The organism is Pseudomonas sp. PGPPP1, assembly GCF_002255865.1.
GTDB lineage: Bacteria > Pseudomonadota > Gammaproteobacteria > Pseudomonadales > Pseudomonadaceae > Aquipseudomonas > Aquipseudomonas cremoris.
Map to the genome: position 1 here is coordinate 217,534 of NZ_NKIG01000002.1, position 26,050 is coordinate 243,583.

The 26,050-nt window shown below is 61.8% G+C and carries 20 protein-coding genes; 4 read left to right on the plus strand and 16 right to left on the minus strand.

From position 1 onward, the window contains the following. Positions 1-64: 64 nt before the first annotated feature. From CFE47_RS05605 to CFE47_RS05630, 6 genes are all read right to left on the minus strand, one after another. Positions 65-1,093: a Gfo/Idh/MocA family protein gene (locus CFE47_RS05605; RefSeq protein ID WP_286835857.1), complete on the minus strand. Its 1,029-nt coding sequence runs from the start codon at positions 1,091-1,093 to the stop codon at positions 65-67. A 151-nt stretch (positions 1,094-1,244) separates the two neighbouring features. Continuing rightward, positions 1,245-2,255 carry a bifunctional inositol 2-dehydrogenase/D-chiro-inositol 1-dehydrogenase gene (gene iolG, locus CFE47_RS05610; protein WP_185708941.1) on the minus strand — a complete coding sequence of 337 codons (1,011 nt, stop codon included), beginning with the start codon at positions 2,253-2,255 and terminating at the stop codon, positions 1,245-1,247. A gap of 18 nt (positions 2,256-2,273) precedes the next feature. Then, a complete protein-coding gene (gene iolD / locus CFE47_RS05615; protein ID WP_286835858.1) occupies positions 2,274-4,205 on the minus strand; it encodes a 3D-(3,5/4)-trihydroxycyclohexane-1,2-dione acylhydrolase (decyclizing) in 1,932 nt (643 codons plus the stop codon). A gap of 10 nt (positions 4,206-4,215) precedes the next feature. Next, a complete protein-coding gene (iolB, locus tag CFE47_RS05620) occupies positions 4,216-5,004 on the minus strand; it encodes a 5-deoxy-glucuronate isomerase (protein ID WP_286835859.1) in 789 nt (262 codons plus the stop codon). Then, on the minus strand, positions 5,001-5,894 hold the full coding sequence (gene iolE, locus CFE47_RS05625; RefSeq protein ID WP_286835860.1) for a myo-inosose-2 dehydratase: 894 nt from the start codon (positions 5,892-5,894) through the stop codon (positions 5,001-5,003). The genes iolB and iolE overlap by 4 nt, the downstream gene beginning before the upstream one ends. 104 nt (positions 5,895-5,998) lie before the next feature. Next, complete coding sequence (locus CFE47_RS05630; RefSeq protein WP_286835861.1) at positions 5,999-7,936, minus strand: bifunctional 5-dehydro-2-deoxygluconokinase/5-dehydro-2-deoxyphosphogluconate aldolase; 1,938 nt, start codon at positions 7,934-7,936, stop codon at positions 5,999-6,001. A 284-nt stretch (positions 7,937-8,220) separates the two neighbouring features. On the opposite strand from CFE47_RS05630, the gene CFE47_RS05635 reads away from it, so the two are divergent. After that, the gene (locus tag CFE47_RS05635) at positions 8,221-9,129 is read left to right on the plus strand and encodes a MurR/RpiR family transcriptional regulator (protein ID WP_185708936.1); all 909 of its coding nucleotides are present in this window, start codon (positions 8,221-8,223) and stop codon (positions 9,127-9,129) included. 168 nt (positions 9,130-9,297) lie between these two features. Here the strand turns inward: CFE47_RS05635 and CFE47_RS05640 are convergent, their stop codons facing one another. From CFE47_RS05640 to pdxR, 5 genes are all read right to left on the minus strand, one after another. After that, positions 9,298-12,393: an efflux RND transporter permease subunit gene (locus tag CFE47_RS05640; RefSeq protein WP_286835862.1), complete on the minus strand. Its 3,096-nt coding sequence runs from the start codon at positions 12,391-12,393 to the stop codon at positions 9,298-9,300. Then, positions 12,390-13,607, minus strand: coding sequence for an efflux RND transporter periplasmic adaptor subunit (locus CFE47_RS05645; protein ID WP_286835863.1), 1,218 nt, complete (start codon positions 13,605-13,607; stop codon positions 12,390-12,392). The genes CFE47_RS05640 and CFE47_RS05645 overlap by 4 nt, the downstream gene beginning before the upstream one ends. Next, complete coding sequence (locus CFE47_RS05650) at positions 13,600-14,838, minus strand: TolC family protein (RefSeq protein WP_286835864.1); 1,239 nt, start codon at positions 14,836-14,838, stop codon at positions 13,600-13,602. The genes CFE47_RS05645 and CFE47_RS05650 overlap by 8 nt, the downstream gene beginning before the upstream one ends. 96 nt (positions 14,839-14,934) lie before the next feature. Next, positions 14,935-15,273, minus strand: coding sequence for a hypothetical protein (locus CFE47_RS05655; RefSeq protein WP_286835865.1), 339 nt, complete (start codon positions 15,271-15,273; stop codon positions 14,935-14,937). 26 nt (positions 15,274-15,299) lie between these two features. Beyond that, a complete protein-coding gene (gene pdxR / locus CFE47_RS05660; RefSeq protein ID WP_286835866.1) occupies positions 15,300-16,721 on the minus strand; it encodes a MocR-like pyridoxine biosynthesis transcription factor PdxR in 1,422 nt (473 codons plus the stop codon). Positions 16,722-16,813: 92 nt separating this feature from the next. Here pdxR and CFE47_RS05665 point away from each other — a divergent pair, with 92 nt between their 5' ends. Further along, positions 16,814-18,052, plus strand: a complete 1,239-nt coding sequence (locus CFE47_RS05665) for a multidrug effflux MFS transporter (RefSeq protein ID WP_286835867.1) — start codon at positions 16,814-16,816, stop codon at positions 18,050-18,052. Positions 18,053-18,210: 158 nt separating this feature from the next. Here CFE47_RS05665 and CFE47_RS05670 read toward each other — a convergent pair whose 3' ends face one another. After that, entirely contained in the window at positions 18,211-19,104 is an 894-nt protein-coding gene (locus CFE47_RS05670) for a hypothetical protein (RefSeq protein WP_286835868.1), read from the minus strand. Between the two features lie 489 nt (positions 19,105-19,593). Here CFE47_RS05670 and CFE47_RS05675 point away from each other — a divergent pair, with 489 nt between their 5' ends. Beyond that, on the plus strand, positions 19,594-20,277 hold the full coding sequence (locus CFE47_RS05675; protein WP_003219726.1) for a response regulator transcription factor: 684 nt from the start codon (positions 19,594-19,596) through the stop codon (positions 20,275-20,277). Beyond that, the gene (locus CFE47_RS05680; protein ID WP_185708928.1) at positions 20,255-21,649 is read left to right on the plus strand and encodes a sensor histidine kinase; all 1,395 of its coding nucleotides are present in this window, start codon (positions 20,255-20,257) and stop codon (positions 21,647-21,649) included. Before CFE47_RS05675 ends, CFE47_RS05680 begins: the two co-directional genes overlap by 23 nt. Positions 21,650-21,767: 118 nt before the next feature. On the opposite strand, the gene CFE47_RS05685 is transcribed toward CFE47_RS05680, so the two are convergent. From CFE47_RS05685 to CFE47_RS05700, 4 genes are read right to left on the minus strand one after another with little or no spacing between them, the layout of a single operon-like run. Continuing rightward, positions 21,768-22,178 (minus strand): SRPBCC family protein, encoded by a 411-nt coding sequence (locus tag CFE47_RS05685; protein ID WP_286835869.1) that lies wholly within the window; start codon positions 22,176-22,178, stop codon positions 21,768-21,770. A 55-nt stretch (positions 22,179-22,233) separates the two neighbouring features. After that, positions 22,234-23,529 (minus strand): NAD(P)/FAD-dependent oxidoreductase, encoded by a 1,296-nt coding sequence (locus CFE47_RS05690; RefSeq protein ID WP_286835870.1) that lies wholly within the window; start codon positions 23,527-23,529, stop codon positions 22,234-22,236. Beyond that, positions 23,526-24,614: a polyamine ABC transporter substrate-binding protein gene (locus CFE47_RS05695; protein WP_185708925.1), complete on the minus strand. Its 1,089-nt coding sequence runs from the start codon at positions 24,612-24,614 to the stop codon at positions 23,526-23,528. The genes CFE47_RS05690 and CFE47_RS05695 overlap by 4 nt, the downstream gene beginning before the upstream one ends. A 22-nt stretch (positions 24,615-24,636) precedes the next feature. Then, positions 24,637-25,995, minus strand: coding sequence for a glutamine synthetase family protein (locus CFE47_RS05700; protein WP_185708924.1), 1,359 nt, complete (start codon positions 25,993-25,995; stop codon positions 24,637-24,639). Positions 25,996-26,050 lie beyond the last annotated feature (55 nt).

Genomic DNA, 26,050 nt, shown 5'->3' on the forward strand with positions numbered 1-26,050 from the left:
CTTTATTGCAACCTGGAAAAGACTTTATTAGAAAATAATTTCCATATCAACCTGTTTTAGAATTTTATTCTATTTTTGTTGAAACCACCTGCTGGCGCTCGGCGCTGAGGCGTGCGGCGTCCAATATACGGGTGGTTTCCAACGCATCATAGGCGTCTACCGGCAGCGGCCCCTGCCCGTGCACGGCGTTTTGCAACTGGCGGTAGAACTGCGTCCAGCAGCCCTTCTCCGACGGCACTCGCTCACGCTCCGAGCCTTGTTCAAACCAGCCCCAGCGTCGGTGCTCTTCGGCGCCCCAGTGCTCACCTTCGGTTTTCGGCGATTTGCCGGCGATCAATGCGTCTTCCTGGCCGTCCAGGCCATCGACGGTGTAGCAACCCGAAGTGCCATTGACGCGAAAACGCGGCGCCTGGCTGTTTTGCAATGCGCTGCCCCACAGGTGGGAAATCACGCCGTTGGCATGGGTTAAAGAGACGAAGAAGCCATGGTCGAGGGCAGGAAACTCGGGGCTGAACTGCAATTGCGCAAACACTCGGTCCACCGGGCCGAACAGTTGCAACGCCTGGTCCACCAAGTGGCTGCCCAAGTCCCGCAGCCAACCACCGCCACTGGCATTGCCTACCGCCTCTGGCGTGTAGCGTTCCACACGGGATTCGAAACGGGTGACGGTGCCCAGCGCGCCGGCGTCGATGAGTTTGCGCAGGGTCAGGTAATCCGAGTCCCAACGCCGGTTCTGGTAGACGCTCAGAGCGGTGCCCTGGCGTTCAGCGGCGGTGATCAGCGCCTGGGCCTGTTCGGCATTGGCGGCAAAGGGTTTGTCGCTGACCACGGTAACACCGTGTTCGATAGCTTCCAGCACCAGGGCCGGGCGGCCTTTGAGGGTGGTGGAGATGACCAGCGCGTCGACGCCGGCTTCGACGATCTGGCCGATGGAGTCAAACGCCTCCACTCCTGGATGGTCGGTGTTCAGTTGCCGGCGGCGTTCGGCTGAGCGTGTGACAACGCCGACAAACGTGGCGCCGGCCAAAGTTGCAATCAGCGGCGCATGAAAGAAGCGCCCTCCGTGGCCGTAGCCGACTAGTCCGATTCGCATACGTACACTCCTTGCTTGAACTGCAAACCCAATCAAATGTGGGAGCTGGCTTGCCTGCGATAGCGGTGTGTCAGGCAATACACTTGCAACTGATAGAACGCTATCGCAGGCAAGCCAGCTCCCACCTTTTTAATCGGGTTTCTTCAGTGGGTTAGCCGTAGAAGCGCGGGCGATCCGGCAAGCTCACCTTCACAATCTGCTCACTGCCCTGCGCTTCGATACACGCATCCGCTGCAACGGCCGCCGCAAACCCATCCCACGCCGAAGGCCCACCGACCTGCCCCGCCCGCACGCTGTCGATGAATGCCTGCAACTCCACGTCATAGGCGCCGATAAACCGATCCTTCCAGTCCATCAGGATTGCATTCGACAACTTGGCACCACTGCGCAGCTGCACTTGCGAAGGCTCTGGCAGCTTGGCAATACCGGTCTCCCCCACCACTTCGCACTGGATGTCGTAGCCGTACTGGCAGTTCACAAACACTTCCACGTCGATGCGCGTGCCCTTGGCGGTTTCCAGCAGCACGATCTGCGGGTCACGCAGGTGGGCCAGGGCCTTGCTCGATTTGCGCGGGAACACCACTTGCACCGACACGTAGTCGTCGTTGAGCAGCCAACGCAACACATCCAGCTCGTGGATCAGCGTGTCGGTGATCGCCATGTCGGTCTTGTAGTTCTCGCCCACCGTCGGGTTGCGGTGCGCGCAATGCAGCATCAGCGGCTCGCCGATCTGGCCGCTGTCGATCACGGCCTTTAGTGCGCGATAGCCTTCATCGTAGGGACGCATGAAGCCCACTTGTACCAGTCGCTTGCCGTAGGCCACTTCGGCGTCGACGATCTTGCGGCAGCCTTCGGCGGTGACGGCCAAGGGTTTTTCGCAGAACACCGGTTTGCCGGCGGCGATGGCGGCGAGCACGAACTCTTCGTGGCTCGGCCCCCAGGAGGTCACGAGCACCGCTTCGACCTCCGGTGAATTGATCAGCGCATGACCGTCTGAATACACCTCGGCGCTGATGTTCAAATCAGCAACCACCTTCGCGGCTTGCTCAAGGTTGATGTCTGTTACGGCAACGACCTGGCTATTGAGCAACGTCTGGCTGCAACGACGAATATGATCCCGGCCGATAGCGCCAGTACCGATGACTCCAAGCTTCAAAGACATACAAAACTCCTCTTGTTATTAGTACTGCCGGGCCTTCGCCAGGTGTTCATTGAGTTTTTTTGCAGCGGCATTCGTGCGCTCGCTGGTCGATACCTGTGCCACGCCCACACGCCACCACGACAGGTAGCCGTGGATCATGGTCTTGGGCAGCACCTTGATATCGATCAGCGTTGAAACCGTTTGGGTACGTGCATCCGCCAGCGCCGCTTCCAACTGCTCAACGGTGCTGACCTTGTAGGTCTTGCAGCCATAGGCCGCCGCGCTCATGGCGAAGTCCACCGGGACCAGCCCGCCGTCGAGCTTGCCGCTTTCGGGGTTGCGGTAGCGGAACTCGGTGCCGAAGCTGTCCATGCCATTGCCGATCTGCAGGTTGTTGATGCAACCGAAGGCCATGTTGTCCAGCAGCACCACGTTGATCTTGCGCCGCTCCTGGATCGAGGTGGCGAGTTCCGAGTGCAGCATCATGTAGGAGCCGTCGCCGACCAAGGCGTAGACCTCCTTGGTCGGCTCGGCGAGTTTCACGCCCAGCGCGGCATTGATCTCGTAGCCCATGCACGAATAACCGTATTCGACGTGGTAGGTGTTCACGCCCTTGCTGCGCCAGGCGCGTTGCAGGTCACCAGGCAGGCTGCCGGCAGCGGCGACGATGATCGCGTCGTCGGCCAGGGTTTCGTTTAGTACGCCAAGCACGCGGCTTTGGGTGAGGCAGGAGCCGGTCAGTTCGATAAATTCGCGCAGGACGGCACGGTCCAGAAGGTCGTCGACCTCGGGCACGAAACCGTCGCCCGAATATTCGACCTGATGCACACGGTCCACTTCGGCGTCCAACTGCGCCTTGGCATCCTGGACCTGCTCGCCCCAGCCGGAGCGGTAATCGCCCAAGGCATCGGCCAGCGCGTCCAGCGCCACTTGGGCATCAGCCAATACTTGCACAGCGTCGAGTTTCAACACGTCGGCAGCGCTGATATTGAGGTTGAGAAACTTAACGTCCGGGTGCTTGAACAGCGACTTGGACGAGGTGGTGAAGTCGGTGTAACGGGTGCCGATGCCGATGATCAAGTCAGCTTCTGGCGCCAACAGGTTGGCTGCCAGACAGCCGGTTTCACCAATGCCACCCAGGTTCAGCGGATGGCTGGAAACCACGGCGCTCTTGCCCGCTTGGGTTTCGGCGAAAGGAATATCAAAACGTTCGGCAAAGGCCTGCAATGCAGCATTTGCGCCGGAGTACTTCACCCCGCCACCGCAGATGATCAGCGGCTTGCGCTTGCCTCGGAATGCAGCCAGTGCATCGCCGATCATTGCCGGAGTGGCCGGGCGACGGTCGATACGGTGCACACGTTTTTGCAGGAAATAATCCGGGTAATCCCAGGCTTCGGCCTGCACATCCTGAGGCAACGCCAGCGTCACAGCGCCGGTTTCCGCCGGGTCAGTGAGCACGCGCATGGCGTGGATCGCGGCGCTCATCAACTGCTCGGGGCGGTTGATGCGGTCCCAGTATTTGCTGACCGAACGGAACGCATCGTTAGTGCTGATGCTCAGGTCGTGGAACTGTTCGATCTGTTGCAGCACTGGATCAGGCTGGCGGCTGGCGTACACATCACCGGGCAACAGCAACAGCGGAATGCGGTTGGCGGTGGCGGTGGCAGCGGCGGTCAGCATATTGGCAGCGCCGGGGCCGACGGACGCCGTGCACGCGTAGATCTTGCGACGCAGGTGTTGCTTGGCAAAACCGATGGCCGCGTGGGCCATGCCTTGCTCGTTACGACCCTGGTGCACCACCAGGTCGCCGCTGTCTTGCTCCAGCGCCTGGCCCAGGCCCAGCACGTTGCCGTGGCCAAAAATGGTGAACACGCCGGCGACGAACTTGCTCTGCACGCCATCGACTTCGATGTATTGGTTATCCAGGAACTTCACCAGGGCCTGGGCCATGGTCAGTCGGGTTGTGGTCATGTCGCGCCCCTTAAAGGTCCAGTAGCCAGCTGTGCTGCGGGTCGTTGTGGAAGTGCCAGGCACGCTTGGGGCCGGCCATCACGTTCAAATAATAGGACTCGTAGCCGTACGGCACGCTGACCGGGTGATAGCCCTTGGGCACCACTACCAGGTCGCTGTTTTCCACGGCCATGGCCTGATCGATGCTGCGATCATCGGTGTACACGCGCTGGAACACGAAGCCCTGGGGCGGGTTGATCTGGTGGTAATAGGTTTCTTCAAGGAAGCTCTGGTGCGGCAAGTCGTCGGTGTCGTGCTTGTGCGGCGGGTAGCTGGACGAATGCCCGGACGGCGTACGCACCTCCACCACCAGCAGCGAATGAGCCGGCTCGGTGTCCGGCAGAATGTCGCACACGTAGCGGGTGTTGGCGCCTTTGCCGCGCACGCTGCGCTTGCAGTGTTCCGGACGGATCAGGCGTGGCTCGAAACCTGCGGCACCGGGCGCGGCGCACACAGCAATCTGTACATCGCTCAGGGCGGTGACTTGTGCCGTGGTGCCCGGTGGAAGGTAGGCAGCAAAGGGGGATTTGTCTTCGAATACCGACTGGCGATCACCCAGGTTCTGCCAGTTGAAGCCCTCCCCTTCAATGTTCACCCGGCCGCTGAGCAGCACCAGGCACAGTTCCTTGTCAGCGGCGTTGACCGGCAGGGTTTCACCCAGGCTCAAGCGATAGGCCTTGAAACCTACGTACTCCAACCGCCCATCTTCCAAGGCGACCATGGTTTGCCCGCGTTTGTTGCTCTTGACCAGCAGGCTCATGATTGGGTCCTCTCGGTGAGCAGCGCACGCAGCGTGTCGTAGCCCTTTTTCGCATACACGTAGCTCGGCGCAACGGCCGGGTCCTGTTCGGCTTCAACCACCAGCCAGCCTTCGTATTTCGCGGCCAGCAACACGTCGAGCAGTTCGGCAAAATCGATGTCGCCATCGCCGGGCACGGTGAAGGTGCCATTGACGATGCAATCCGGAAAGCTCCACATCTGGTTGCGTGCCAGCTGTACCACCGGCTTGCGCACATCCTTGAAGTGCACGTGGCAGACGCGGTCGATATGTTTGTTCAGCACTTCTAGCGGATCGCCGCCCCCCATGTAGCAGTGGCCCGAGTCGAACAGCAGGCCGACTTCCGGCCCGGTGCGCTGCATCAACTGGTCGATGTCTTCAGGGGATTCGACGTAGGCACCCATGTGGTGGTGGTACGCCAGGCGCACGCCCTGGGACAGGGTGAATCGCGCGAGCTCAGTGAGTTTGTCGGCGTACTCCTGCCAGGCCTGCTCGCTGTGGAACCGTGGGCGTTCGATCAAGCGAATACGCGAGCCCTGGATGGAGTCGGCGACTTCGCCGTACACCAGTACCGTGGCGCCGTTTTGTTTGAGCAGCTCAACATGGCCGGCGATCGCCTCGATTTCTTCGGCCACCGAACGCTGCGCCAGGCGGCTGGAGTACCAGCCGGAGACCAGCGCCAGGTCGTAGGGCCGTAGTACGTCGCCGACGCCCTTGGCGTCCTTGGGAAACTTGCCGTTGAGTTCGAAACCTTCGTAGCCGATTTCCTTGCCTTCGCTGAGGGCGGTGCTCAGGGGCGTTTCACCGCCCAGGGCCGGCAGGTCGTCGTTGCTCCAGGAAATCGGGTTGATGCCAATTCGGATTGCGGGCATGGCTGCACCTTTTATTGTTTTTCAAAGTTGCATGAGATCTGCTTTATGTGGGAGCTGGCTTGCCTGCTCCCACATTTGATTGCATTTCAAGTTGAGAATGGCGCTTAAGACCGGGCACTGCGCCAGGCATTGATCAGTTGTTCAAAGGTCGCCTGAACCTGCTGAATCAACGTCTCATCATCAATCTCCCCCGCCAGCCACGCACGGCTTGGCTCCTGGAAGATCGTGCGGCCCACAGCAAACCCGCGGCAGGTAGTGCTCTGGCTGGCTTGCTGGAAGCCATCGGCGAGAAACTCAGCTGTCGCATTCAAGCCCAACAACACCACGCCACGGCAGTACGGGTCGCGCTCCTGGATCAATTCATCCAGCTTTTTCCAATCTTCGGCCGACTGCGCCTCGATCTTCCACCACGCGGGGTAGATGCCCAGGTTGTACAAGCGCTTGAGGCTGCGGTACAGCACGTCCGGGTAAGTGGACGGGTGATCCTTGGGCGGGATGACTTCCAGCAGCAGCTCATGGCCGCTGACCAGGGAGGCCTCGTACACCGCTTTGAGCTGGGCTTCCTGTTCCAGGCGCAGCAGGGGTTCATCGTCCGGGTGGAATTGCACCAGGCACTTGATGATCTGCTCCTGCGGCCAGGCGATCAGGTTGCTGCCAATCGAGCGGCCGTGTTCGAACGCCAACGGGCGCGAGTTCTGCACTTCCACCGGACGGGCGATCCACCAGCCACGACCGCTGGCAGCGTTGAGGGCGTCCTGGCCGAAGCGCTGGTCGGCCAGCAAGCCCACATCGGCGGCGACGCCCTGCTCGGCGAGTTTTTTCTCTACCCGCTCGACGGCCTGGATAAACAACTGCTTGGCCGCGCTGATGCGCGTGGTGTCCTGGCCGCCGCGTTGCGCCAGGTCCACCAGTTGCCAACGATGGTCGAAGGCAAAGATGAACAGTTGCTTCCACTGCTTGCGCGGCACCGACACGCGGTGCAGGCGTTGCAGGGTCACGTCCTGGTCTGGCCGGGTGATCGGCACCGGGCTGTTGAACAGGTATTCCAGTTCAGCCGGCGTCGGCATGGCCGGGGCGCAGGCGTGGCGTGAGACCACCAAGCCACCGCAGGCGTTGGCCAACTGGCTGCAGCGTTCGTCGCTGGCGTCGTTGATCCAGCCACTGAGGAAGCCTGACATAAAGGCATCGCCTGCCCCCAATACGTTAAGCACTTCTACGCGTACGCCGGGGTAGATCGCACCGTCTTCCAGCCGCGCGGGGATGGCGCCGTGGATCACCGTGCAGCCCTGTGGGCCGAGCTTGACCACCAGGGTTGCCGGGGTCAGTTCGCGCACGTTGCGCAAGGCAGTAAGCAAATCTTCGCTGCCGCCCGCAATCAGGAATTCTTCTTCGGTACCAACGATCAAGTCGAAGCGCGGCAGGATCTTCTGCACATGCGCGCTTACGTTCTGGTCGGCGACAAACCGGGTTTCACCGTCGGCCTTGCCCGCCAGGCCCCACAGCACCGGGCGGTAGTCGATATCGAGCACGCGTTTCACATTGTGCTTGGCTGCGTAATCCAGCGCCTGGATGCTGGCCTTGTACACGCTGTCGGTGGAGAAATGCGTGCCGGTAATCAGCAGGGCCTTGCTGGAGGCAATAAAGGCTTCGTTGATGTCTTCGGCGCGCAGGGCCATGTCGGCGCAGTTTTCGCGGTAGAACACCAGCGGGAAGGTTTCGCGGTCCTTGAGGCCCAGCAGCACCAGTGCGGTGAGGCGCTCCGGGTCGACCTTGATGCCGCTGACATCGCAGCCTTCGCGTGCCAGGGATTCCACCAGGAAGCGACCCATGTGGTCGTCCCCCACCCGGCTTAGCATCGCCGACTTGAGCCCAAGCCGTGCAGTGCCGAACGCGATATTGGCGGAGGAACCGCCGAGGTACTTGGCGAAGCTGGACACGTCCTCAAGCCGCGCACCCACTTGCTGCGCATAGAGGTCGACGCCCAGGCGCCCGAGGCAAATCAGATCCAATTGACGCCCACTGGCAAAACGAGTCTGGCCCATGCTGGCTCCTGTTATTTTTATCAGCCTGCGTTGCACCGCCGTGGCGACGGCAAACGCTCTTGGTGGGTGCAGACTAGAACGTCCGGCGACGGCAATCAATATTTATTCCATAATTATTTTTAGTGGAATATTTTTTCCAATACGCCAGCATAGGGGCACGCCAGCCGCCGTGCATCGTTTCAGCAAGCCACGCGGGCCGTGATGCCGGGGTATTTTTTTGCGCCTACCCTGTAGACTTGCGCCACCCATCAGCGCATCAGAAGAACAAGCCAGAAGGATTGCCCATGTCCCGCACCGATCCCGAGACCACCCTGGAAGACACCGTCGCCAGCCCTCCGGTCAATGCCGAGCGCCTGTTGCAGCTGATCACCGACGAATACGAGAGCCTGCCGCGCCAGCTCAAGCGCATCGCCAGTTATATGAGCCAACAGAGCGACCGCATCATGGTCGATCGCATCAGTGACATCGCGCGCGAATGCGAAGTGCACCCCTCGGCGATCGTTCGGTTCTCCCAACGCTTTGGCTTCAGCGGGTTCAGTGAGATGCAGGCGCTGTTTCGTGAGGCGTATACCCACAAGACCACGCCGGTGCAGAACTACCAGCAACGCATCCGCAGCATGATCGCCAACAAGTCGCAGAAGGCCAGCGGCGGCGACCTGGCGCGCGAGTGCGTAAATGCCACCTTGTCTGGCATCGAGCGCCTGGGGCTGGAACTGGACGATGTGGCCTTCGAAAAAGCCGTGGACCTGGTGGTCAATGCCGACAACATCTACGTGGTCGGCGTGCGCCGCTCCTTCGCGGTCGCCGACTACCTGGTCTACAACCTGCAGCACACCAACAAGCGCATCCACTTGATCTCCGGCCTGGGCGGCAGCTACCGCGAGCAGATGCGCAGCGTGCGCGCCAATGACCTGGTCATCGCCATCAGCTTCACGCCCTACGGCAAAGAGACCCAGCATTGCCTGCGTATCGCACAGCATCACCAGGCCAAGACCTTGATCATCACCGACAGCAACCTGTCGCCCCTGGCCAAGCGGGCGAACGCGGTGTTGTTGGTGAATGAAGGGTCGTCGTTTGCCTTCCGCTCGTTGAGCGCCACCTTGTGCCTGTGCCAGGCGTTGTTTATTGCGGTGGCATATCGGTTGGAGTTGAAGGTGGATGAGATTCACGAGCAGGTCGGGTTCGACGACTGATACCGATCCTTGCAATGTAGTGAGCGGGCTTGTCCCGCGCTGGGGGGCGCAGCCGCCCTAAACCCAGGCACCTCGGTCTATCTGAAACACCGCGGCGTCCTTATTAGGGCGGCTGCGCCCCCCAGCGCGGGACAAGCCCGCTCACTACAAGCACCGTGTTCAAGGCTATCAGCGGCGCATCAGGCGGTACGCCGCCGGGATCACGAACAGCGACAGCAACGGCGCAGTGAGCATCCCGCCAATCATCGGCGCGGCGATGCGGCTCATCACTTCACTGCCCGTACCGCCCCCCAACAGAATCGGCAGCAACCCGGCGATGATCACCGCCACGGTCATGGCCTTGGGCCGTACTCGCATCACCGCACCTTCGGTGATCGCCGCCAACAGGTCACCGTCCTCTCGCTCGGTCCAGGCGTTTTTCAGGTAGAGCAACATAATCACGCCGAACTCCGCCGACACACCGGCCAGCGCGATAAACCCTACGCCAGTGGCCACCGACAGGTTGAAGCCCAGCCAGTAAAGCAACCACACCCCGCCCGTCAGTGCGAACGGCAAGGTCGCGAGGATCAGCAGCGCTTCGTCCACACGGCGAAAGGTCAGGTACAGCAGCACAAAGATGATCAGCAGCGTCGCTGGCACCACCAGCTTCAAGCGCTCATTGGCCCGTTCCAGGAACTCGAACTGCCCCGAATAGCTGAGGCTCATGCCCGGCTGCAAATGCACCTGCTGTTCGATCGCTGCACGCAGGTCCTTGACCACCGAGGCCAGGTCGCGGTCGCGGACGTCGATATACACCCAGCCGGAGGGTCGTGCGTTTTCGCTTTTGAGCATCGGCGGGCCGTCGCTGATTTTGATTCGGGCGACGGTGCCCAAGGTGATCTGGCTGCCCGCTGGCGTATAGATCGGTAAGTTGCCCAGCGCCGTCACTGAGTCACGCCACTCTTTCGGGTAACGCAGACTGATGGGGAACCGCGCCAGGCCTTCCACGGTTTCGCCGATGGTTTCGCCGCCGATGGCACCGGACACCACCGCCTGCACATCGGCGATATTCAGCCCATAACGCGCAGCCGCCGCACGGTCGATGTTCACGTCGATATAGCGCCCACCGGTCAGGCGTTCGGCCAGCGCCGAGCTGACACCGGGCACGCCCTTGGCGACCTTTTCCACGGCCTGGGTGACCACGTCGATCTGCATCAGGCTGGTGCCGGCGACCTTCACGCCAATCGGGCTCTTGACCCCGGTGGCGAGCATGTCGATACGGTTGCGAATCGGCGGAATCCAGATATTGGTCAGGCCGGGTACCTGCACCACTCGGTCCAGTTCCTTCACCAGTTTGTCCGGGGTCATGCCGGGACGCCATTGGTCCCTGGGCTTGAACTCGATGGTGGTCTCGAACATTTCCAGCGGGGCTGGGTCGGTCGCGGTTTCCGCACGGCCAGCCTTGCCAAAAACATGGGCGACTTCGGGCACGGTCTTGATCAAGCGGTCGGTGCGCTGCAGCAACTCGCCGGCGGTTTGCGTCGACAAACCCGGCAGCGCCGAAGGCATGTAGAGCAAGTCGCCTTCGTCCAGCGGCGGCAGGAACTCGCCGCCCAGCTTCGACAATGGCCACAGCGCGCTGGCGACCATCAGCAGCGCCACCAACAACGTCATGCGTGGCCAGCGCAGCACGGCGTCCAGCGCCGGTTGATAGAGCTTGATCAGGCCGCGATTGAGCGGGTTGCGTTGTTCATCGGGAATCCGCCCGCGAATCCAGTAGCCCATCAGCACCGGAATCAAAGTCACCGATAACCCAGCCGCTGCGGCCATGGCGTAGGTCTTGGTGTAGGCCAGCGGGCCGAACAGCCGCCCTTCCTGGGCCTGCAAGGTAAACACCGGAATAAACGACAAGGTGATGATCAGCAGGCAGAAAAACAACGCCGGCCCCACCTCGACCGCGGCATCGGTCACGACCTTCCAGTGCTCGTCGCCTTTCAATTCACAACCGGGATTGGCGTGATGCCAGGCCTCGATCTTCTTGTGCGCGTTTTCGATCATCACCACTGCCGCATCCACCATCGCGCCAATGGCAATCGCGATACCGCCCAGGGACATGATGTTGGCGTTGATCCCTTGGAAACGCATGACGATAAACGCGATCAGCACCCCCACTGGCAACGAGATAATGGCGACCAGTGACGAGCGCAAATGCCACAGGAAAATCCCGCACACCAGCGCCACCACCAGGAACTCTTCCAGCAGTTTGTGGCTGAGGTTGTCCACGGCACGGTCGATCAGCTTGCTGCGGTCGTAGGTGGTAACGATCTCTACGCCCGGCGGCAGGCTGCTTTTCAGTTGCTCAAGCCTGGTCTTGACTGCGGCGATGGCTTCGCGAGCATTCTTGCCGCTACGCAGGATCACCACGCCGCCCACTGCCTCGCCCTCGCCGTCCAGTTCACTGATGCCTCGGCGCAGGTCTGGGCCCAACTGAATGGTTGCCACATCACCGAGAGTGACCGGCACGTTGTTAGCGTCGAGGCGCAGGGGAATCGCACGAAAATCGCTGAGGCTTTGCAGGTAGCCGGACGCACGCACCATGTACTCGGACTCGCCCATATTCAGCACCGAGCCACCGGTTTCCTGGTTGGCCTTGGCGATTGCCTCCTTGACCTGCGCCTGAGTGATGCCGCGACTGGCCAGCGCCAACGGGTCGAGTTGCACCTGGTATTGCTTGACCTGACCGCCAATGGTGGCGACTTCTGCCACATTGGGCAGGGTCTTGAGTTCGAACTTGAGGAACCAGTCCTGCAGCGCGCGCAATTGCGCCAGGTCGTGCTGGCCGCTACGGTCCACCAGCGCGTACTGGTAGATCCAACCCACCCCGGTAGCGTCCGGGCCCAGTGCTGGTTTGGCCGACGCAGGCAGTCGCGCCTGCAATTGGCTGAGGTATTCCAGCACGCGCGAACGCGCCCAATACAGGTCGGTGCCTTCATCGAACAACACGTAGACGTAGCTGTCCCCGAAGAAGGAGAAACCGCGCACGGTCTTCGCCCCCGGCACCGAGAGCATGGTGGTGGTCATTGGGTAGGTGACCTGGTTTTCCACGATCTGCGGCGCCTGGCCCGGGTAGGGCGTGCGGATGATCACTTGCACATCCGAGAGGTCCGGCAATGCGTCGACCGGTGTGTTCTGCACGGCCCAAACGCCCCACGCCGTGACGAACAACGTAGCCAGCAGTACCAGGAAGCGGTTGGCTACCGACCAGCGAATCAACAAGGCGATCATGGCTGGGCTCCCGGCTGCATGTTCATCGCCGCTTCGGCGGCGGTTACGCCTTTGAGGCTGGCTTCGGAGTCGAGCAGGAACTGGCCTGATGCGACCACCTGTTGGCCTTCCTGCAGGCCGCTGAGAATGACGGTCTGCTCCTGGTTTTCGGCCCCGGCCTGAACCTCCACCGGACGGTAATGGCCGCCCTCCTCAGCCAGCATCACCAACACACGCTTGCCGGTGCGGATCAGCGCCTCACTGGGCACCTGCAACACCGGTTGCCCGCTGGATTGCGCCAGGCGCACCTGGGCGGTCATGCCCGGGCGCAAGTTGCCATTCGGGTTGGGCAGTTCGACGCGCACCTGCACCGTACGGCTGTCCATCGCGGTGGCCGGCAGGATCGCGCTGACGGTGCCGTTGACCACCTGGCCGGGCAAACCAACAAACCGGCTTTGCACGGGTTGCCCCACCTGCAACGCGGCGCCTTGAGCTTCAGGCACCGCAACCTGCAGCCACACTCGGTCCAGGCCATTGAGCCGCGCCAGGGTTTGCCCCGCAGCGACGGTCATGCCCTCGCGCACCTCCAGGGTTTGCAGGGCACCGCTCAGTGGACTGCTGACCGTCAGCACCGACTGCACCTGACCACTGCGCTCCATCCGGCTGATCAACGCCGCCGGCATGCCGCTCAGGCGCAGGCGTTGACGGGCGGCGGCGATCAAGCCGTTATCGCCGCTGTGACGCAGGGCCAGAAATTCTTCCTGGGCCGCCGCCCATTCCGGTATCAGCACGTCTGCCAAGGGCTCGCCCGCCTTGAGCACATCCCCCGGTGCGCGTGCGTAAACCCGCTCGACAAACCCCGCTGCACGCGCCTGCACCACCGCCACATCACGCTCGTTGAAGGCCAGGATGCCCGACACGTCCAGCGTCGACGCCAGTACACCACGGGTGACCGATGCCAGACGCACGCCGATGTTCTGCGCTTGGCGCGGGTCGATCTGCACACCCGGCGTCTGCATCGCCGTGCCTTCGGCGTAGCGCGGCACCAGTTGCATGTCCATGAACGGCGATTTGCCAGGCTTGTCGAACTTCTGTTGCGGGTACATCGGGTCGTACCAGTACAACGCCGGCTTGTCCTCTTTGACGCCAACAGCGGCGGCCGGATGCAACTGCGCCACCCCGTAACCGACGCCCAGCCCCGCCAGCACTAACGCGGCGACGATTCGATTATTCATTGGCAGGTTCCCCATAAGCGAAATACAACTGGGCGCCAACCAAGGCGCGTTGTTCGATGGCATCAATCTGTTTGAAACGGGCTTCGACCAGCTCCCGGCGGGCACTGACCACCGTCATCAAATCGCCCTTGCCTGCCCGATAGCCGGCCAGGCTCAGCGCGACCTTCTCTTCGGCCAACGGCACCAGGCTGTCCTGGCTGCGCTGCACGGCACGATCCAGGCGCTGGTAGTCCGCCAAGTCATCGTCAAGCATCTGGATATGTTCACGGGTGGCGGCTTCGCGCTCGGCATCCAACTGGTCCAGCTCGGCCTGCTTGGCCGCGATGCCAGGGGTTTGCCGGCGACCGGCGAAGATCGGCAAGTCGAAGGTGAATTGCAGGTTGACCATGTCGCCAAACTCACGACTGCGATGCCCGTAGTCGACTTCCCAGCTCCAGTCCGAAGTCTTTTGTGCCTTGGCTTCCTGCAATCGCGCCTGCGCTTCACGGGTGCGCGGCACAAAGGCTTGCAGTTCCGGGTGCTGGTGCAGGTTGTGGCCCAGGCCACGACTGTCGATGTTCCAGTCTGGCAACTGCCCGCTGGGGGCTTCATTGGCCGCTGGGCCGATCCAGCGTTTAAGAGCGGCGCGGGCCTGGGCGCGCTGTTGGGTCAGCTCATCTTCGCGCCCGGCCAGCTCGGCCGCTTCCTGCTTGGGAAGCACCGCATCGGCCGCTTGGCCACGGCCACCGGCCAATTGCGCGCGCACGCTGTCTTGCAACAGGCGATTTTGTTGATAAAAGTCCTTGAACAAGGCCTCTTTGCGTTCGACCGCATAGGCGCGAATCCACGCCTGGGCCGTGGCTTGGCGCACGTTAAGGCGTTCGATCCGGCCTTCGGCGGCAGTCCGTTCGATGGTCGCGTCGGCCAACTCGACCCGCGCCTTGCGCTTGTCGCGGCTGGGCACCTGTTGCTGGATGCCGATCATCTGCTGGGTCATGTCATCGCCATACAACGTGCCGCGATTAGGCCCGCCAATGGGGAAACTTTGCAGGCCGACTACCAGCTTCGGGTCCGGCAGTTCACCGGCCGGGATCGCCGATTTCGTGGCGGCTTGCAGCTTGGCCGCTTCAGCTGCCAGCGACGGAGCGGTGTTTTGCGCCAGGCGCAAGGCGTCGTCCAGGGTCAGCGCATTCGCCAACGCCGGCCACGCCAGCACGCCCACCACCAGGGCGCGCATGTAGAGGGAGTTCATGGTGAGATTTCCTGATCTGTTGCGCTGCGCGTCGCACTAAGCGACCCACAGCAAGGCCATCCCGGTTTGGGGATGAGTCTTCAGGTGCAACAGGAATCAGGCCCGGGGTGGGCGCCAGACGCCGGACGGCGTGCGGTCGGGGATAAAGTTGTTGGCGCCGTTAAGCGCTAAGGGGTGTGCCAAGGTCAAAGGCGCCTTGAGCACAGGCATTGCCAGTTGCAACACGCCACCGGTCTTGCATTCCTGGCCGGGTTTGCAGGCCTTGCCATGGTCGACGCCGTCCTGGCAGCAGTCGGGCGACATGTCGCTCATCATCTGCATGTCGGCCATCTTCATCGGGCACGGTTCGGTGCTCGACGGCACACCCGCCATCCCGGTCAGGGGAAGCGTGAGGCTTAACAGCAAGACCAGGATTAAACGCAGAAGGCGGCTCATGGGGCGCGAGTCTAGCCAAGCACGGGTTAAGCCGCTATTAACAATTGCGTGAGAACTCGACCGTGATAACGGATCTGCGCCAGGGTCAGCGCGGTGTAGCCGATGATCACCGCCGGAGCCAGGGTCACCTGGGCGCAGAACTTGCCCAACGGCTGCAACGTCAACCCGACTGCGGCAGCACGCTCGCAGAAATCGCCCTCCGTAACGCCAGGCGGCAACCACAACACAAAATGCAAACCCGCCTGCTGGCCGCTGACTGCGCAGTTGTGCGGCAGGCATGCGAGCAACGCATCGCGGCGTGCCTCGTAGGCTTGGCGCGACGCGCGCAGGTGGCGCACAAAAGCGCCACTGCGCAGAAACTCCGCCAACCCCAACTGATCACTCGCCCCCACCGAATGCCCAGTGAGTTGCAACGTGCGCAGCAGTGACCGGCGCAGCGCCTTGGGCACTACCATGAAGCCCACGCGCAAACCGGGGAACAGGTTCTTGTTGAAGCTGCCGCAGTGAATCACCCGGTCGGCGTGATCCAGGGATTTAAGCGCGGCCAGCGGCGCGGTGTTGTAGTTGTACTCACTGTCGTAATCGTCTTCGACCACCCACGCATCGGCGCGGGCGGCCCAGTCCAGCAGCGCTAGGCGACGGGACACCGACAGTGTCATGCCCAGCGGCGCCTGGTGGGCTGGAGTGACGTAGGCCAGCCGCGCAGTTTCGGGCAGTCGGGCCGTGTCGAGGCCTTCGGCGGTAACGGGAATGGCGTGGATTTGCGCACCTGCCAGCGCGAACAAACGACGGGCCGGCAGGTAGCCCGGGTCTTCCACACAGGCGGTTTCGCCAGGCTTGAGCAAGGTACGGGCGATCAAGTCGAGGGCATGGCGGATACCCGTGGTGATAATCACCTCGTCGGCTTCGCAGCGCAGGCCGCGATAGCTGCGCAGGTAATCGGCAATGTGCTCGCGCAGATCCGGCAGGCCTGCGGGATGGTTCGCCTCCAAAACACCTGGCCCCACGGCAAGCAAGCCGCGCGAAATACAGCGCGCCCAGGCTTTGAGGTCGAACAAGCTGGCATCCGGGCGCCGTGCGACAAAGGGCACATGGCTTTGTACACCCGCAGAGGGAGGGTCAGGTTCTACTGGGCGGCGCACCATGACCGAAGCCACCGGGGCAGCAATGAATTGTTCGGGGATCACCGCACACACCCGCGTGCCGGAGCCCGCCACCCGCTGCACATACCCTTCGCTGTGCAGGCGGTCGAACGCGGCTTCCAGCGTGCCACGGGACACCAACCAGCGCTCGGCCAGGCTGCGAGTGGACGGCAAGCGACTGCCCGCCGGCAACTGCCGATCGAGGATGGCGGCGCGCAAGGCGTCATAGGCGCCCTGCTGTTTGCCGGCGTCCAGACTATCGGGCCGTGGCAAGTCCAGGGCGGATGGGGCTTTTCCTCGGCTCATAGTGGTCCAGTCTATTTAGGCTTAAGTGGCTCTAAGGATTAAACCACAAAGCCACTAGAGTTCGAGCACTACCCCTTGCGAAGGAACGCCCCATGACCCAACGCGCCCTTACTTCCGGTTTCTGGCTGGTGCTGCTGACCCTGCTGATCGCCCTGCCGCGCATCACCCTGGACCTGCACTTGCCAGCCCTACCGGCCATGGCCGACTACTTGCACAGCAGCGACAGCCAACTGCAACTGACCCTCACGCTGTACACCGTAGGTTCGGCCATTTCGCTGCTGGTCGCCGGCCCACTCACCGACCGTTTTGGCCGCCGTCCGGTGTTGCTGACAGGGCTGTTTCTGTATGTCGTGGCCACGGTGGCCTGCGCCTTGGCCGAAAGCTTGCCGGTCCTGATCATCGCCCGCCTGGTCCAGGCCTTGGGCGGTTGCTGCACCACGGTGATTGGCCGGGTGATCGTGCGCGACCATTTCGATCGTCACGAACAGGCACGCTTGCTGGGGCTGATCTCCATGGCGATGGCCGTCTCTCCCATGGCCGCACCGGTACTGGGCAGCCTGATGCTGCCGTTGCTCAACTGGCGCGGGCTATTCGTGGTGTTGGGGATTGTGGGCGCGGGGCTGTACCTGGTGGTGTATCGCCGGCTGCCTGAAACGCGCCCACCGCAAGTCGCCGCAGCGCCGTCGAGCAATCTACTGCACATTTACAGGCAACTTCTGCGTGACCGTTATTTCCTGCGCTACTCGCTGGCAATCGGCTGCGTCTACAGCACGTACTTCCCGTTTATCGCCGAGTCGTCGGCACTGCTGCAGCGCGGTTTTCATCTCTCACCCACGGCCTACGCACTGGTATTCGCGGCGACCATCAGCGGCTACATGCTCGGCGCGAACATATTCCGCCGCCTGGTGCTGCGGTTCGAGCCGGATCGGTTGATTGCAGGCGCTATCGCGCTGAACGTGTTGGGCAGCCTGACACTTGCTGCGGCCACCGCAGCGTTACCGAGCCAATGGCTGGCGATTGTGCTGCCGATGGTGGTGATCATGGTGTCGGTGGGGATGGTGATTCCGGCCTGCCAGTTGGCGGTGTTGCAGCCCTACGGCGCGATTGCGGGGACGGCGTCGGGGTTGTTCTTTTTTACCCAGATGTTTTTGACGGCGCTGAGCAGTTGGGCGACGGGGTTGTTGTCGGATGGTACGTCCACGCCATTGATCATCATGACTGCATCGGCGAGTGCGTTGCTAGCGACCAGTTGGCTGACCCTCCACACAACCAAAAGTGGGAGCGGGCTTGCTCGCGAAAGCGGCGTGTCAGTCGATGCATCCGGTGGCTGACACAGCCTTCGCGAGCAAGCCCGATCCCACAGGGGAACGGGCCAGGCTCAGGTTTAGTGCATGAAGATCGCGATCAGGATGATGACTGGGATAGGTACACCGAGGAAAAAAAGCAGAATTGAGCGCATGGTGAATTCCTTGAATTAAGAGGCCTTGAATTAACGTACGAAGTGTTCGGTTTCGACATACACCACTGCATCCCGACGACGACCGCCATAGGTTGCAGCGAAGCTGGCGAAGAACGCACCGATCAGCAGGGAAATAAAGGTCCACAGCGAGGCATACGCAGCGACCTTCGCAGCCGTGTCGGCGGCCTGCTTGGCTTTGAGCTTCGCGTCTTCAATCGCTTTACGGGCGTCGCCGTAGACCTTGTCGATACGCGCTTCGGCGTCAGCTTGGCTGAGATTGGTGCGTTGGCTGATCAACTGGGCCAGGTAGGTACGGTCTTCGGGCGCCAGCTGGCCGTCGTTGGCCAAGGTGCGGGTGAAGATACGTGCAACCACGCCGTGCGCTGCGTCATCGCTGACGGCAACCGGGCGGTCGTCGCGGAACAGGCTGTCGACGTAATAGCCGAAGTCATCGCCCTTCACGCCCTGTGCAGCACTGCCCACGGCCTGGGCTGCACCCGACGCCACGCTGGCACCGGCTTTCACACCACCACCGACTACACTGCTGACGGAGCCAACTACCAGAATCGCCGTCACCAACGTCGCCACGGCCCAGGCCAGGAAGCCGTGGGCGGTATCGCGAAAATACACCTCATCACCATGCATATTGGCCCACTTCACCCGCAACCGACCGGCGATGTAACCGCCCAACCCCGATGCAACAATCTGGGTAAACGCCAGCCAGATAATCGTGGAAATGCCCAAGCCCTTTGCACTGATACCGCTGTCGGCCCACGGCGACACCGCCGAGAAACCCAGACCGAAACCCAGCAGTACCAAAATCAAGGACAACGAAGCCGCCGCAGCGGCACCGGCAAAAATCGCCCCCCAGGAAACCCCGGAGAGCGTGCTCGACTCTTGTAGCGTGGATGAGGATGTGATCATTGTTGTTGTGCTCCCGGCAGGAAAAATGATGTTACAAGTCACGGAAGGGACAGTGCAGGCACCATGCCAGTCGCCAAAAAATTAAATCTTCTTGTATTTCAACAAGTTAAATAAGTTGAACTTCCTAGAACCATGCAACTTGCAAGAAATGACCGTTATGAGCGGGCGTTCTGCATTCCCTGCCCAATAGCAGGCGCCCAATAACGGACCTTGTAGTGAGCGGGCTTGCCCCGCGCTGGGTGGCGCAGCCGCCCCAACCGGGCCGCTGCGGAGTTTCAGGAAAATAGCGGCGCCTGGATGTAGGGCGGCTTCGCCCCCCAGCGCGGGGCAAGCCCGCTCACTACAAGGTGCTTTTGGGCATACGCCTGGGGGCAGCGCAGCAGAAATTTGTGTTGGTTTTGCCAAGATGAAGTTTAATTTAGGAAGCATTCAGGCATTTCTTGGCAAAATGCCCTCACTTTCAGTGTGAATCGCTCACCAGGTAATCCTATGACCCGTATTTTGACCATCGAGGATGACGCCGTAACAGCCCGCGAGATCGTCGCCGAGCTGAGTAGCCATGGACTGGACGTAGATTGGGTAGACAACGGCCGCGAAGGCCTGGTCCGTGCCGTGAGTGGCGACTACGACCTGATCACCCTCGACCGCATGCTCCCGGAACTCGATGGCCTGGCCATCGTTACCACCCTGCGCACCATCGGCGTATCCACGCCGATCCTGATGATCAGCGCCCTCTCCGACGTGGACGAGCGCGTACGCGGCCTGCGTGCCGGCGGTGATGACTACCTCACCAAACCCTTCGCCTCCGATGAAATGGCGGCGCGCGTGGAAGTGCTGCTGCGGCGCAAAAGCACCGTCAAGGAGTTCGAAACCGCGCTGCGCGTGGCTGACCTGGAACTGAACCTGATCAGCCGTGAAGCCAGCCGTGCCGAGCAGCCCCTGAGCCTGCTGCCCACCGAATACAAACTGCTGGAATTCCTGATGCGCAACACCGGGCAGATCCTGTCGCGGATGATGATCTTCGAGGAAGTCTGGGGCTATCACTTCGACCCGGGCACCAACCTGATCGACGTGCACATCGGCCGTCTGCGCAAGAAAATCGATCCACCGGGCCTCACGCCGCTGATCCGCACGGTACGAGGTTCCGGTTATGTCATTGCTGAACCCCTCTAAGGGCTGGCGCTCTTCCAGCAGTCGCTTGCTGGCGTTGTACAGTTCGTTGTTCGTGGCGTGGAGTTGCATCCTGATGGGGGTGCTGTACTACGAAGTCTCCGGGTACCTGGGCGACTTGTCGCGCCACTCCCTGATGCAGCGCCAGCACCTGTTCCAGCGCTTCGACGGCGAGGAACTGGTGGAAGCGCTGACCACCAGCATGACCTTCGACATGAAAGGCGTGGATGCCTATGGGCTGTTCGACGAGCAGTTCAAGCCGTTGAGCGGGCCGATCCGCGCGATCCCACCGGACCTGCCGCTGGACGGCAAGATCCACGCCCTGGCCAATTGCGTCGACTCCGACGATCCCAAACTGCCCAAAGACAGCTGCGACGCCGTGGCTACCCATACCGACGACGGCCGCTGGCTGGTGCTGGTACGCGCCAACGGCTCGCTGTTTGGCGTGACCCGCATCATTTGGCACGCGCTGTTGTGGGCGCTGTCGTTGACCATCATCCCCGGTGCTGCCGGCTGGCACTTGTTGCGCCGCCGTCCGTTAAGGCGAATTCGCGGTATTCAAGCCAGTGCCGAAGCCATCGTAGCCGGCGACCTGACCCACCGCCTGCCGCTGTCGAACCGGCGGGATGAGCTGGACATGCTCGCGGCCATCGTCAACGCGATGCTCGACCGTATCGAAAAGCTGATGAACGAGGTCAAGGGCGTGTGTGACAACATCGCCCACGACCTGCGCACACCACTGACCCGCCTGCGGGCTCAGCTTTACCGTATTCGCCAGGAGGCTGAAGAGGACTCGGGCTATGCGGTGAAACTGGACGATGCGATCGCGGAAACCGACACCCTGATGGCGCGTTTTCGCGGGCTGCTGCGCATCTCGGAACTGGAAGACCACCAGCGCCGCTCAGGCTTCCTGGTGATGGACCCATTGCCGCTGCTGCGCGAACTGCATGACTTCTACCTGCCCCTGGCCGAAGAAGGCGAATTGCACCTGGTGCTCGAAACCCCGGACTCCCTGCCGTGGATCACCGGCGACCGCGCATTGTTGTTCGAAGCGCTGGCGAACCTGCTGAGCAACTCGATCAAGTTCTCCCCACCGGGGGGCGAGGTGATCCTGCGGGCGGTGAATGACGCCGGTAGCACGCGCATCGAAGTGCACGACTCGGGGCCGGGAATACCGGTCGCCGAACGCAACGCGGTGTTCCAGCGTTTCTATCGCGTGGATGAAAGCGACCAGCAAGGCGGGTTTGGATTGGGTTTGTCGATTGTGGCGGCGATCATCAACTTGCACGGGTTCAAGTTGGATGTGGGTACCAGTGAGCGCGGGGGCGCGCGGCTGGTGCTGGAATGCCGCCAGCAGCTGATGCCAGAGGCCTGAGGTTCACACATATCCAAATGTGGGAGCTGGCTTGCCTGCGATAGCGTTAGATCAGTCACTTCTTCTATCGACTGACACACCGCCATCGCGGGCAAGCCCGCTCCCACATTGGAGCGGGTTAGAAGTTCGCCCGCAGTGCTGCAACACCACCGCTGTAGACACCGGCAAACAACTCTTCCACCGCCTCATCCGTCACACCCGCCACCGGGGTGAACACGCCGGACCAGGTCACCTTCGCCGACGAGTCGGTCAATGCCTCAACCTGCAACGTCGCCAGGTACGCACTCACCGGAAACGGTGATTCTTCGATGGTGTAGCTGTAAGTGCGCGCCACGTTATCAAAGGTCTGCAAACGCTCCACCACCACACCGCCATCAGCGGTCGCCAGGTGGCGCACGCGGCCGCCTTCGCTCGGCTCGCTCTTGACGATCAGCGGCAGCCATTTGGGCAGGTCGTTGAAGCCGCCCACCAGTTCCCAGACCTTGTCAGCGGATACCGGAATTTCAATTACTGCGGATGCTTTTGGCACGGTAAATCTCCAGAAGTCGTAGGAAAACGCCGTCCAGCCTGCCACGCCAGGCGCGTCAATGCATCAACTCCCGCAACCGATACCACAACATTCCCATTGCCAGCAGCGGCGAGCGCAAGGCTTTACCGCCGGGAAAGGTCATGTGCGGCACCCGACTGAAAATATCCAGGCCTTGGCTGTGGCCAGCGTGTATCGCCTCGGCTAGCAAGCGGGCGCACCAGTGGGTCACGTTCAACCCATGGCCCGAATAACCCTGGGCGTAGAACACATTGGGGTACTGCTGCAATCGCCCCACCTGCGGAAAGCGATTGGCGGTGATGCCGATCTTGCCGCCCCACTGGAACTCGATAGCCGTGTCTGCCAATTGCGGGAACACCTTGAGCATTTTCGGCTGCATGTAAGCGGCAATGTCTGCCGGATCACGCCCGGAGTAGTGACAGGCGCCGCCAAATAATAGGCGACGGTCGGCGGACAACCGGTAGTAATCCAGCCCGACCTTCTGGTCGCACAGCGCCAGGTTTTGCGGGTTCAACTCACTCGCCAGTGCTTGCGGCAAAGGCGCGGTGGCGATGATGTAACTGCCCGCCGGCAGCACCTTGCCGCTCAAGCGTGGTTCCAGCTCGTCAAGGTGCGCGTTGCAGGCCAATACCAGGCTGGCGGCGCGCACCGTGCCACCCGCGCAGCGCACGTGCACGGTGTCGCCGTGGATCAGCTCCAGCACTTCGGTCTGCTCGAAAATCCGCACGCCAAGAGACTCGGCCACCTGCGCCTCGCCCAGCACCAAGTTCAACGGGTGCAAATGCCCGGAACCCATGTCCACCAGCCCTCCGGCGTACACCGTCGAGCCCACGACCTGTTGCATATCCTGCGGACCCACCAAGCGGGTTTCATGGGCATACCCCATGGCCGCCAGGTGTTCCTGTTCGCCCTGGAACGCCGCAAACTGCGCCGGGGTATTGGCCAGTTCGCAAAAGCCCCAACGCAAGTCGCAGTCGATAGCGTGTTCGCGAATGCGCTCGCCCACCACCGCCACCGACTCGATCCCGGCCCGCTCCAGGGAACGCACGCCCTCCTCGCCCACGTATTTGGCGAACCCCGACACATCGTGGCCGATGCCGCGAATCAACTGCCCGCCGTTGCGCCCGCTGGCGCCCCAACCGATGCGCCGGGCCTCCAGCAGGATCACCGACAACCCGCGCTGGGCCAACTCAATGGCAGTATTCACCCCGGTGAACCCACCGCCGATCACACACACATCGGCGCTCAGATCAGCGCCCAGTGACGGGCGCTCCGGCATGGCGTTGGCGCTCGCCCGGTAATAGGACCGGGCGTGGTCGCTGGACGGGTTCATTTGTTGGTCTTCACTTTGCTCCAGGCGCGGGTCATCAGGCGCATGGTCGCCGGTGTGGGCGTGGTGGAAATATAGAGTTTGTCGAGCACTTCCTGGGACGGGTACACCTCAGGGTTGTTCACCAGTTCCGGGTCCATGAAGGCCTTGGCTGCCGGGTTGGCGTTGGCGTAACCCACCGAGGCGCTCACCTTGGCGATCACCTCAGGGTCCAGCAAGTAGTTGATGAATGCGTGGGCTTCCTTCGGGTTGCTCGCATCCGCCGGGATGGCCAGCAGGTCGAACCACAGGTTGGAGCCTTCCTTGGGAATCGAGTAGGCGATGTTCACGCCGTTCTTGGCTTCCTTGGCGCGGTTGGCGGCCTGGAATACGTCGCCGGAATAACCGAAGGCCACGCAGATATCACCGTTGGCCAAGTCCGAGATGTACTTGGACGAGTGGAAGTAGGTGATGTACGGCCGCAGTGTCAGCAGCTTGGCTTCGGCCTGTTTGTAGTCCTCGGGGTTCTCGCTGCGCGGGTCTTTGCCCATGTAGTTGAGGATCGCCGGGAACAGCTCATCGGCTGAGTCGAGGAAGGCTACGCCGCACTCGTGAAGCTTCTTGATGTTTTGCGGTTCAAAGAGCACTGCCCACGAGTCGATATGGTCGATGCCCAGCACTTGCTTGACCTTGTCGACGTTGTAGCCAATGCCGTTGGTGCCCCACAGGTACGGCACCGAGTGCGCGTTGCCCGGGTCGTTTTTCTCCAGCAGCTTGAGCAGCTTGGGGTCGAGGTTCTTGAAGTTGGGCAATTGCGAACGGTCGAGCTTGAGGAACGCACCGGCCTTCACCTGGCGCGCCAGGAAGTGGTTGGACGGCACCACCACGTCATAGCCGGTGCGCCCGGCGAGCAACTTGCCCTCCAGGGTTTCGTTGGAGTCGAACACGTCATAGATCGGCTTGATCCCGGTCTTGGCCTGGAAGTCAGCCAAGGTGGTTTCGCCGATGTAATCGGTCCAGTTGTACACACTGACCGTCGGCGCCGCCTGGCTGGTACTGCTGAATGCGGCCACCAGGGCCAGCGGGAGAAGCTTGTTCACGAGACGCATATCAACACCCCTTTTTGATTTTTTAGACGCTCAACAGCAGGAACTCACGCTCCCAGGAACTGATTACCCGCTTGAAATTCTCATGCTCGGCGCGTTTGACCGCGACGTAGCCACGCACGAACTTGTCGCCCAGGTACTGCTTGACCGTGTCGCACTCCTCCATCCGTGCCAAGGCGTCCTCGATGGTGATCGGCAGGCGCAGGTTACGGCGCTCGTAGGCGCGGCCTTCGACCGGTGCACTCGGTTCGATCTGCTCGATCATCCCCAGGTAGCCACACAGCAGACTAGCGGCAATCGCCAGGTAAGGATTGGCATCGGCGCCCGGCAGGCGGTTTTCCACGCGCATCGCATCGGGGCTGGAGGTGGGCACGCGCAGGCCGACGGTGCGGTTTTCTTCGCCCCACTCCACGTTGACCGGTGCCGACGTGTCCGGCAGAAAGCGACGGAACGAGTTCACGTTGGGTGCAAACATCGGCAGCAACTTGGGAATGTACTTCTGCAAGCCGCCGATATGGTTGAGGAACAGTGGGCTCATCTTGCCGTCGGCATCGACGAACACCGGCTTGCCGGTGGCAATGTCCACCACGCTCTGGTGCAGGTGCATGGCGCTGCCGGGCTCATCGGCCACCGGTTTGGCCATGAAGGTGGCTGCCACGTTGTGCTTGAGCGCGGCTTCACGCAGGGTGCGCTTGAACACGGTGATCTGGTCGGCCAGGTCGAGGGCGTCGCCGTGGCGGAAGTTGATCTCCATCTGTGCCGGGCCGTCTTCGTGGATCAGCGTATCGAGGTCCAGGCCCTGGGCTTCGCACCAGTCGTAGACGTCTTCGAACAGTGGGTCGAACTCGTTGGCGGCGTCGATGGAGAACGACTGGCGACCGGTTTCGGCGCGGCCGGAACGGCCTACCGGGGTTTTCAGCGGCAGGTCCGGGTCTTCGCAGCGTTGGGTCAGGTAGAACTCCATTTCCGGCGCGACAATCGGCTGCCAGCCTTTGTCGGTGTAAAGCTGCAGGACTTTTTTCAGCACGTTGCGCGGCGACAACTCAATGGGGTTGCCCTGCTTGTCGAAGGTGTCGTGGATCACAATCGCGGTGGGCTCGATGGCCCAAGGCACCACATACGTGGCGTTGGACACCGGACGGCAGATCATGTCGATGTCGGCCGGGTCCAGCAGATCGTAGTAGATATCGTCGTCGACAAAGTCCCCGGTCACCGTTTGCAGCAGCACACTTTCCGGCAGGCGCATGCCTCGCTCATGCAGGAACTTGTTGGTGGGCGCAATCTTGCCGCGTGCGATGCCAGTCAAATCACTGATCACGCATTCGACTTCGGTAATCTTGTGTTCTTTCAGCCAGGCGGACAGCTGATCGAAGGGGGCGTTCATAAGGACCTCGTCATGGGTGGGATACGTGCGCCGGCTTGTGCTCCCGGCGCATTGA

Coding starts and splice junctions, on each gene's coding strand:
- CFE47_RS05605 (WP_286835857.1), bottom strand. CDS start 1,093: ATGCGAATCGGACTAGTCGGCTACGGCCACGGAGGGCGCTTCTTTCAT.
- CFE47_RS05645 (WP_286835863.1), bottom strand. CDS start 13,607: ATGAATAATCGAATCGTCGCCGCGTTAGTGCTGGCGGGGCTGGGCGTC.
- iolB (WP_286835859.1), bottom strand. CDS start 5,004: ATGAGCCTGCTGGTCAAGAGCAACAAACGCGGGCAAACCATGGTCGCC.
- CFE47_RS05630 (WP_286835861.1), bottom strand. CDS start 7,936: ATGGGCCAGACTCGTTTTGCCAGTGGGCGTCAATTGGATCTGATTTGC.
- pdxR (WP_286835866.1), bottom strand. CDS start 16,721: ATGAGCCGAGGAAAAGCCCCATCCGCCCTGGACTTGCCACGGCCCGAT.
- iolG (WP_185708941.1), bottom strand. CDS start 2,255: ATGTCTTTGAAGCTTGGAGTCATCGGTACTGGCGCTATCGGCCGGGAT.
- CFE47_RS05690 (WP_286835870.1), bottom strand. CDS start 23,529: ATGAACCCGTCCAGCGACCACGCCCGGTCCTATTACCGGGCGAGCGCC.
- CFE47_RS05655 (WP_286835865.1), bottom strand. CDS start 15,273: ATGAGCCGCCTTCTGCGTTTAATCCTGGTCTTGCTGTTAAGCCTCACG.
- CFE47_RS05700 (WP_185708924.1), bottom strand. CDS start 25,995: ATGAACGCCCCCTTCGATCAGCTGTCCGCCTGGCTGAAAGAACACAAG.
- iolD (WP_286835858.1), bottom strand. CDS start 4,205: ATGACCACAACCCGACTGACCATGGCCCAGGCCCTGGTGAAGTTCCTG.
- CFE47_RS05665 (WP_286835867.1), top strand. CDS start 16,814: ATGACCCAACGCGCCCTTACTTCCGGTTTCTGGCTGGTGCTGCTGACC.
- CFE47_RS05640 (WP_286835862.1), bottom strand. CDS start 12,393: ATGATCGCCTTGTTGATTCGCTGGTCGGTAGCCAACCGCTTCCTGGTA.
- CFE47_RS05695 (WP_185708925.1), bottom strand. CDS start 24,614: ATGCGTCTCGTGAACAAGCTTCTCCCGCTGGCCCTGGTGGCCGCATTC.
- CFE47_RS05670 (WP_286835868.1), bottom strand. CDS start 19,104: ATGATCACATCCTCATCCACGCTACAAGAGTCGAGCACGCTCTCCGGG.
- CFE47_RS05675 (WP_003219726.1), top strand. CDS start 19,594: ATGACCCGTATTTTGACCATCGAGGATGACGCCGTAACAGCCCGCGAG.
- CFE47_RS05635 (WP_185708936.1), top strand. CDS start 8,221: ATGTCCCGCACCGATCCCGAGACCACCCTGGAAGACACCGTCGCCAGC.
- CFE47_RS05650 (WP_286835864.1), bottom strand. CDS start 14,838: ATGAACTCCCTCTACATGCGCGCCCTGGTGGTGGGCGTGCTGGCGTGG.
- iolE (WP_286835860.1), bottom strand. CDS start 5,894: ATGCCCGCAATCCGAATTGGCATCAACCCGATTTCCTGGAGCAACGAC.
- CFE47_RS05680 (WP_185708928.1), top strand. CDS start 20,255: ATGTCATTGCTGAACCCCTCTAAGGGCTGGCGCTCTTCCAGCAGTCGC.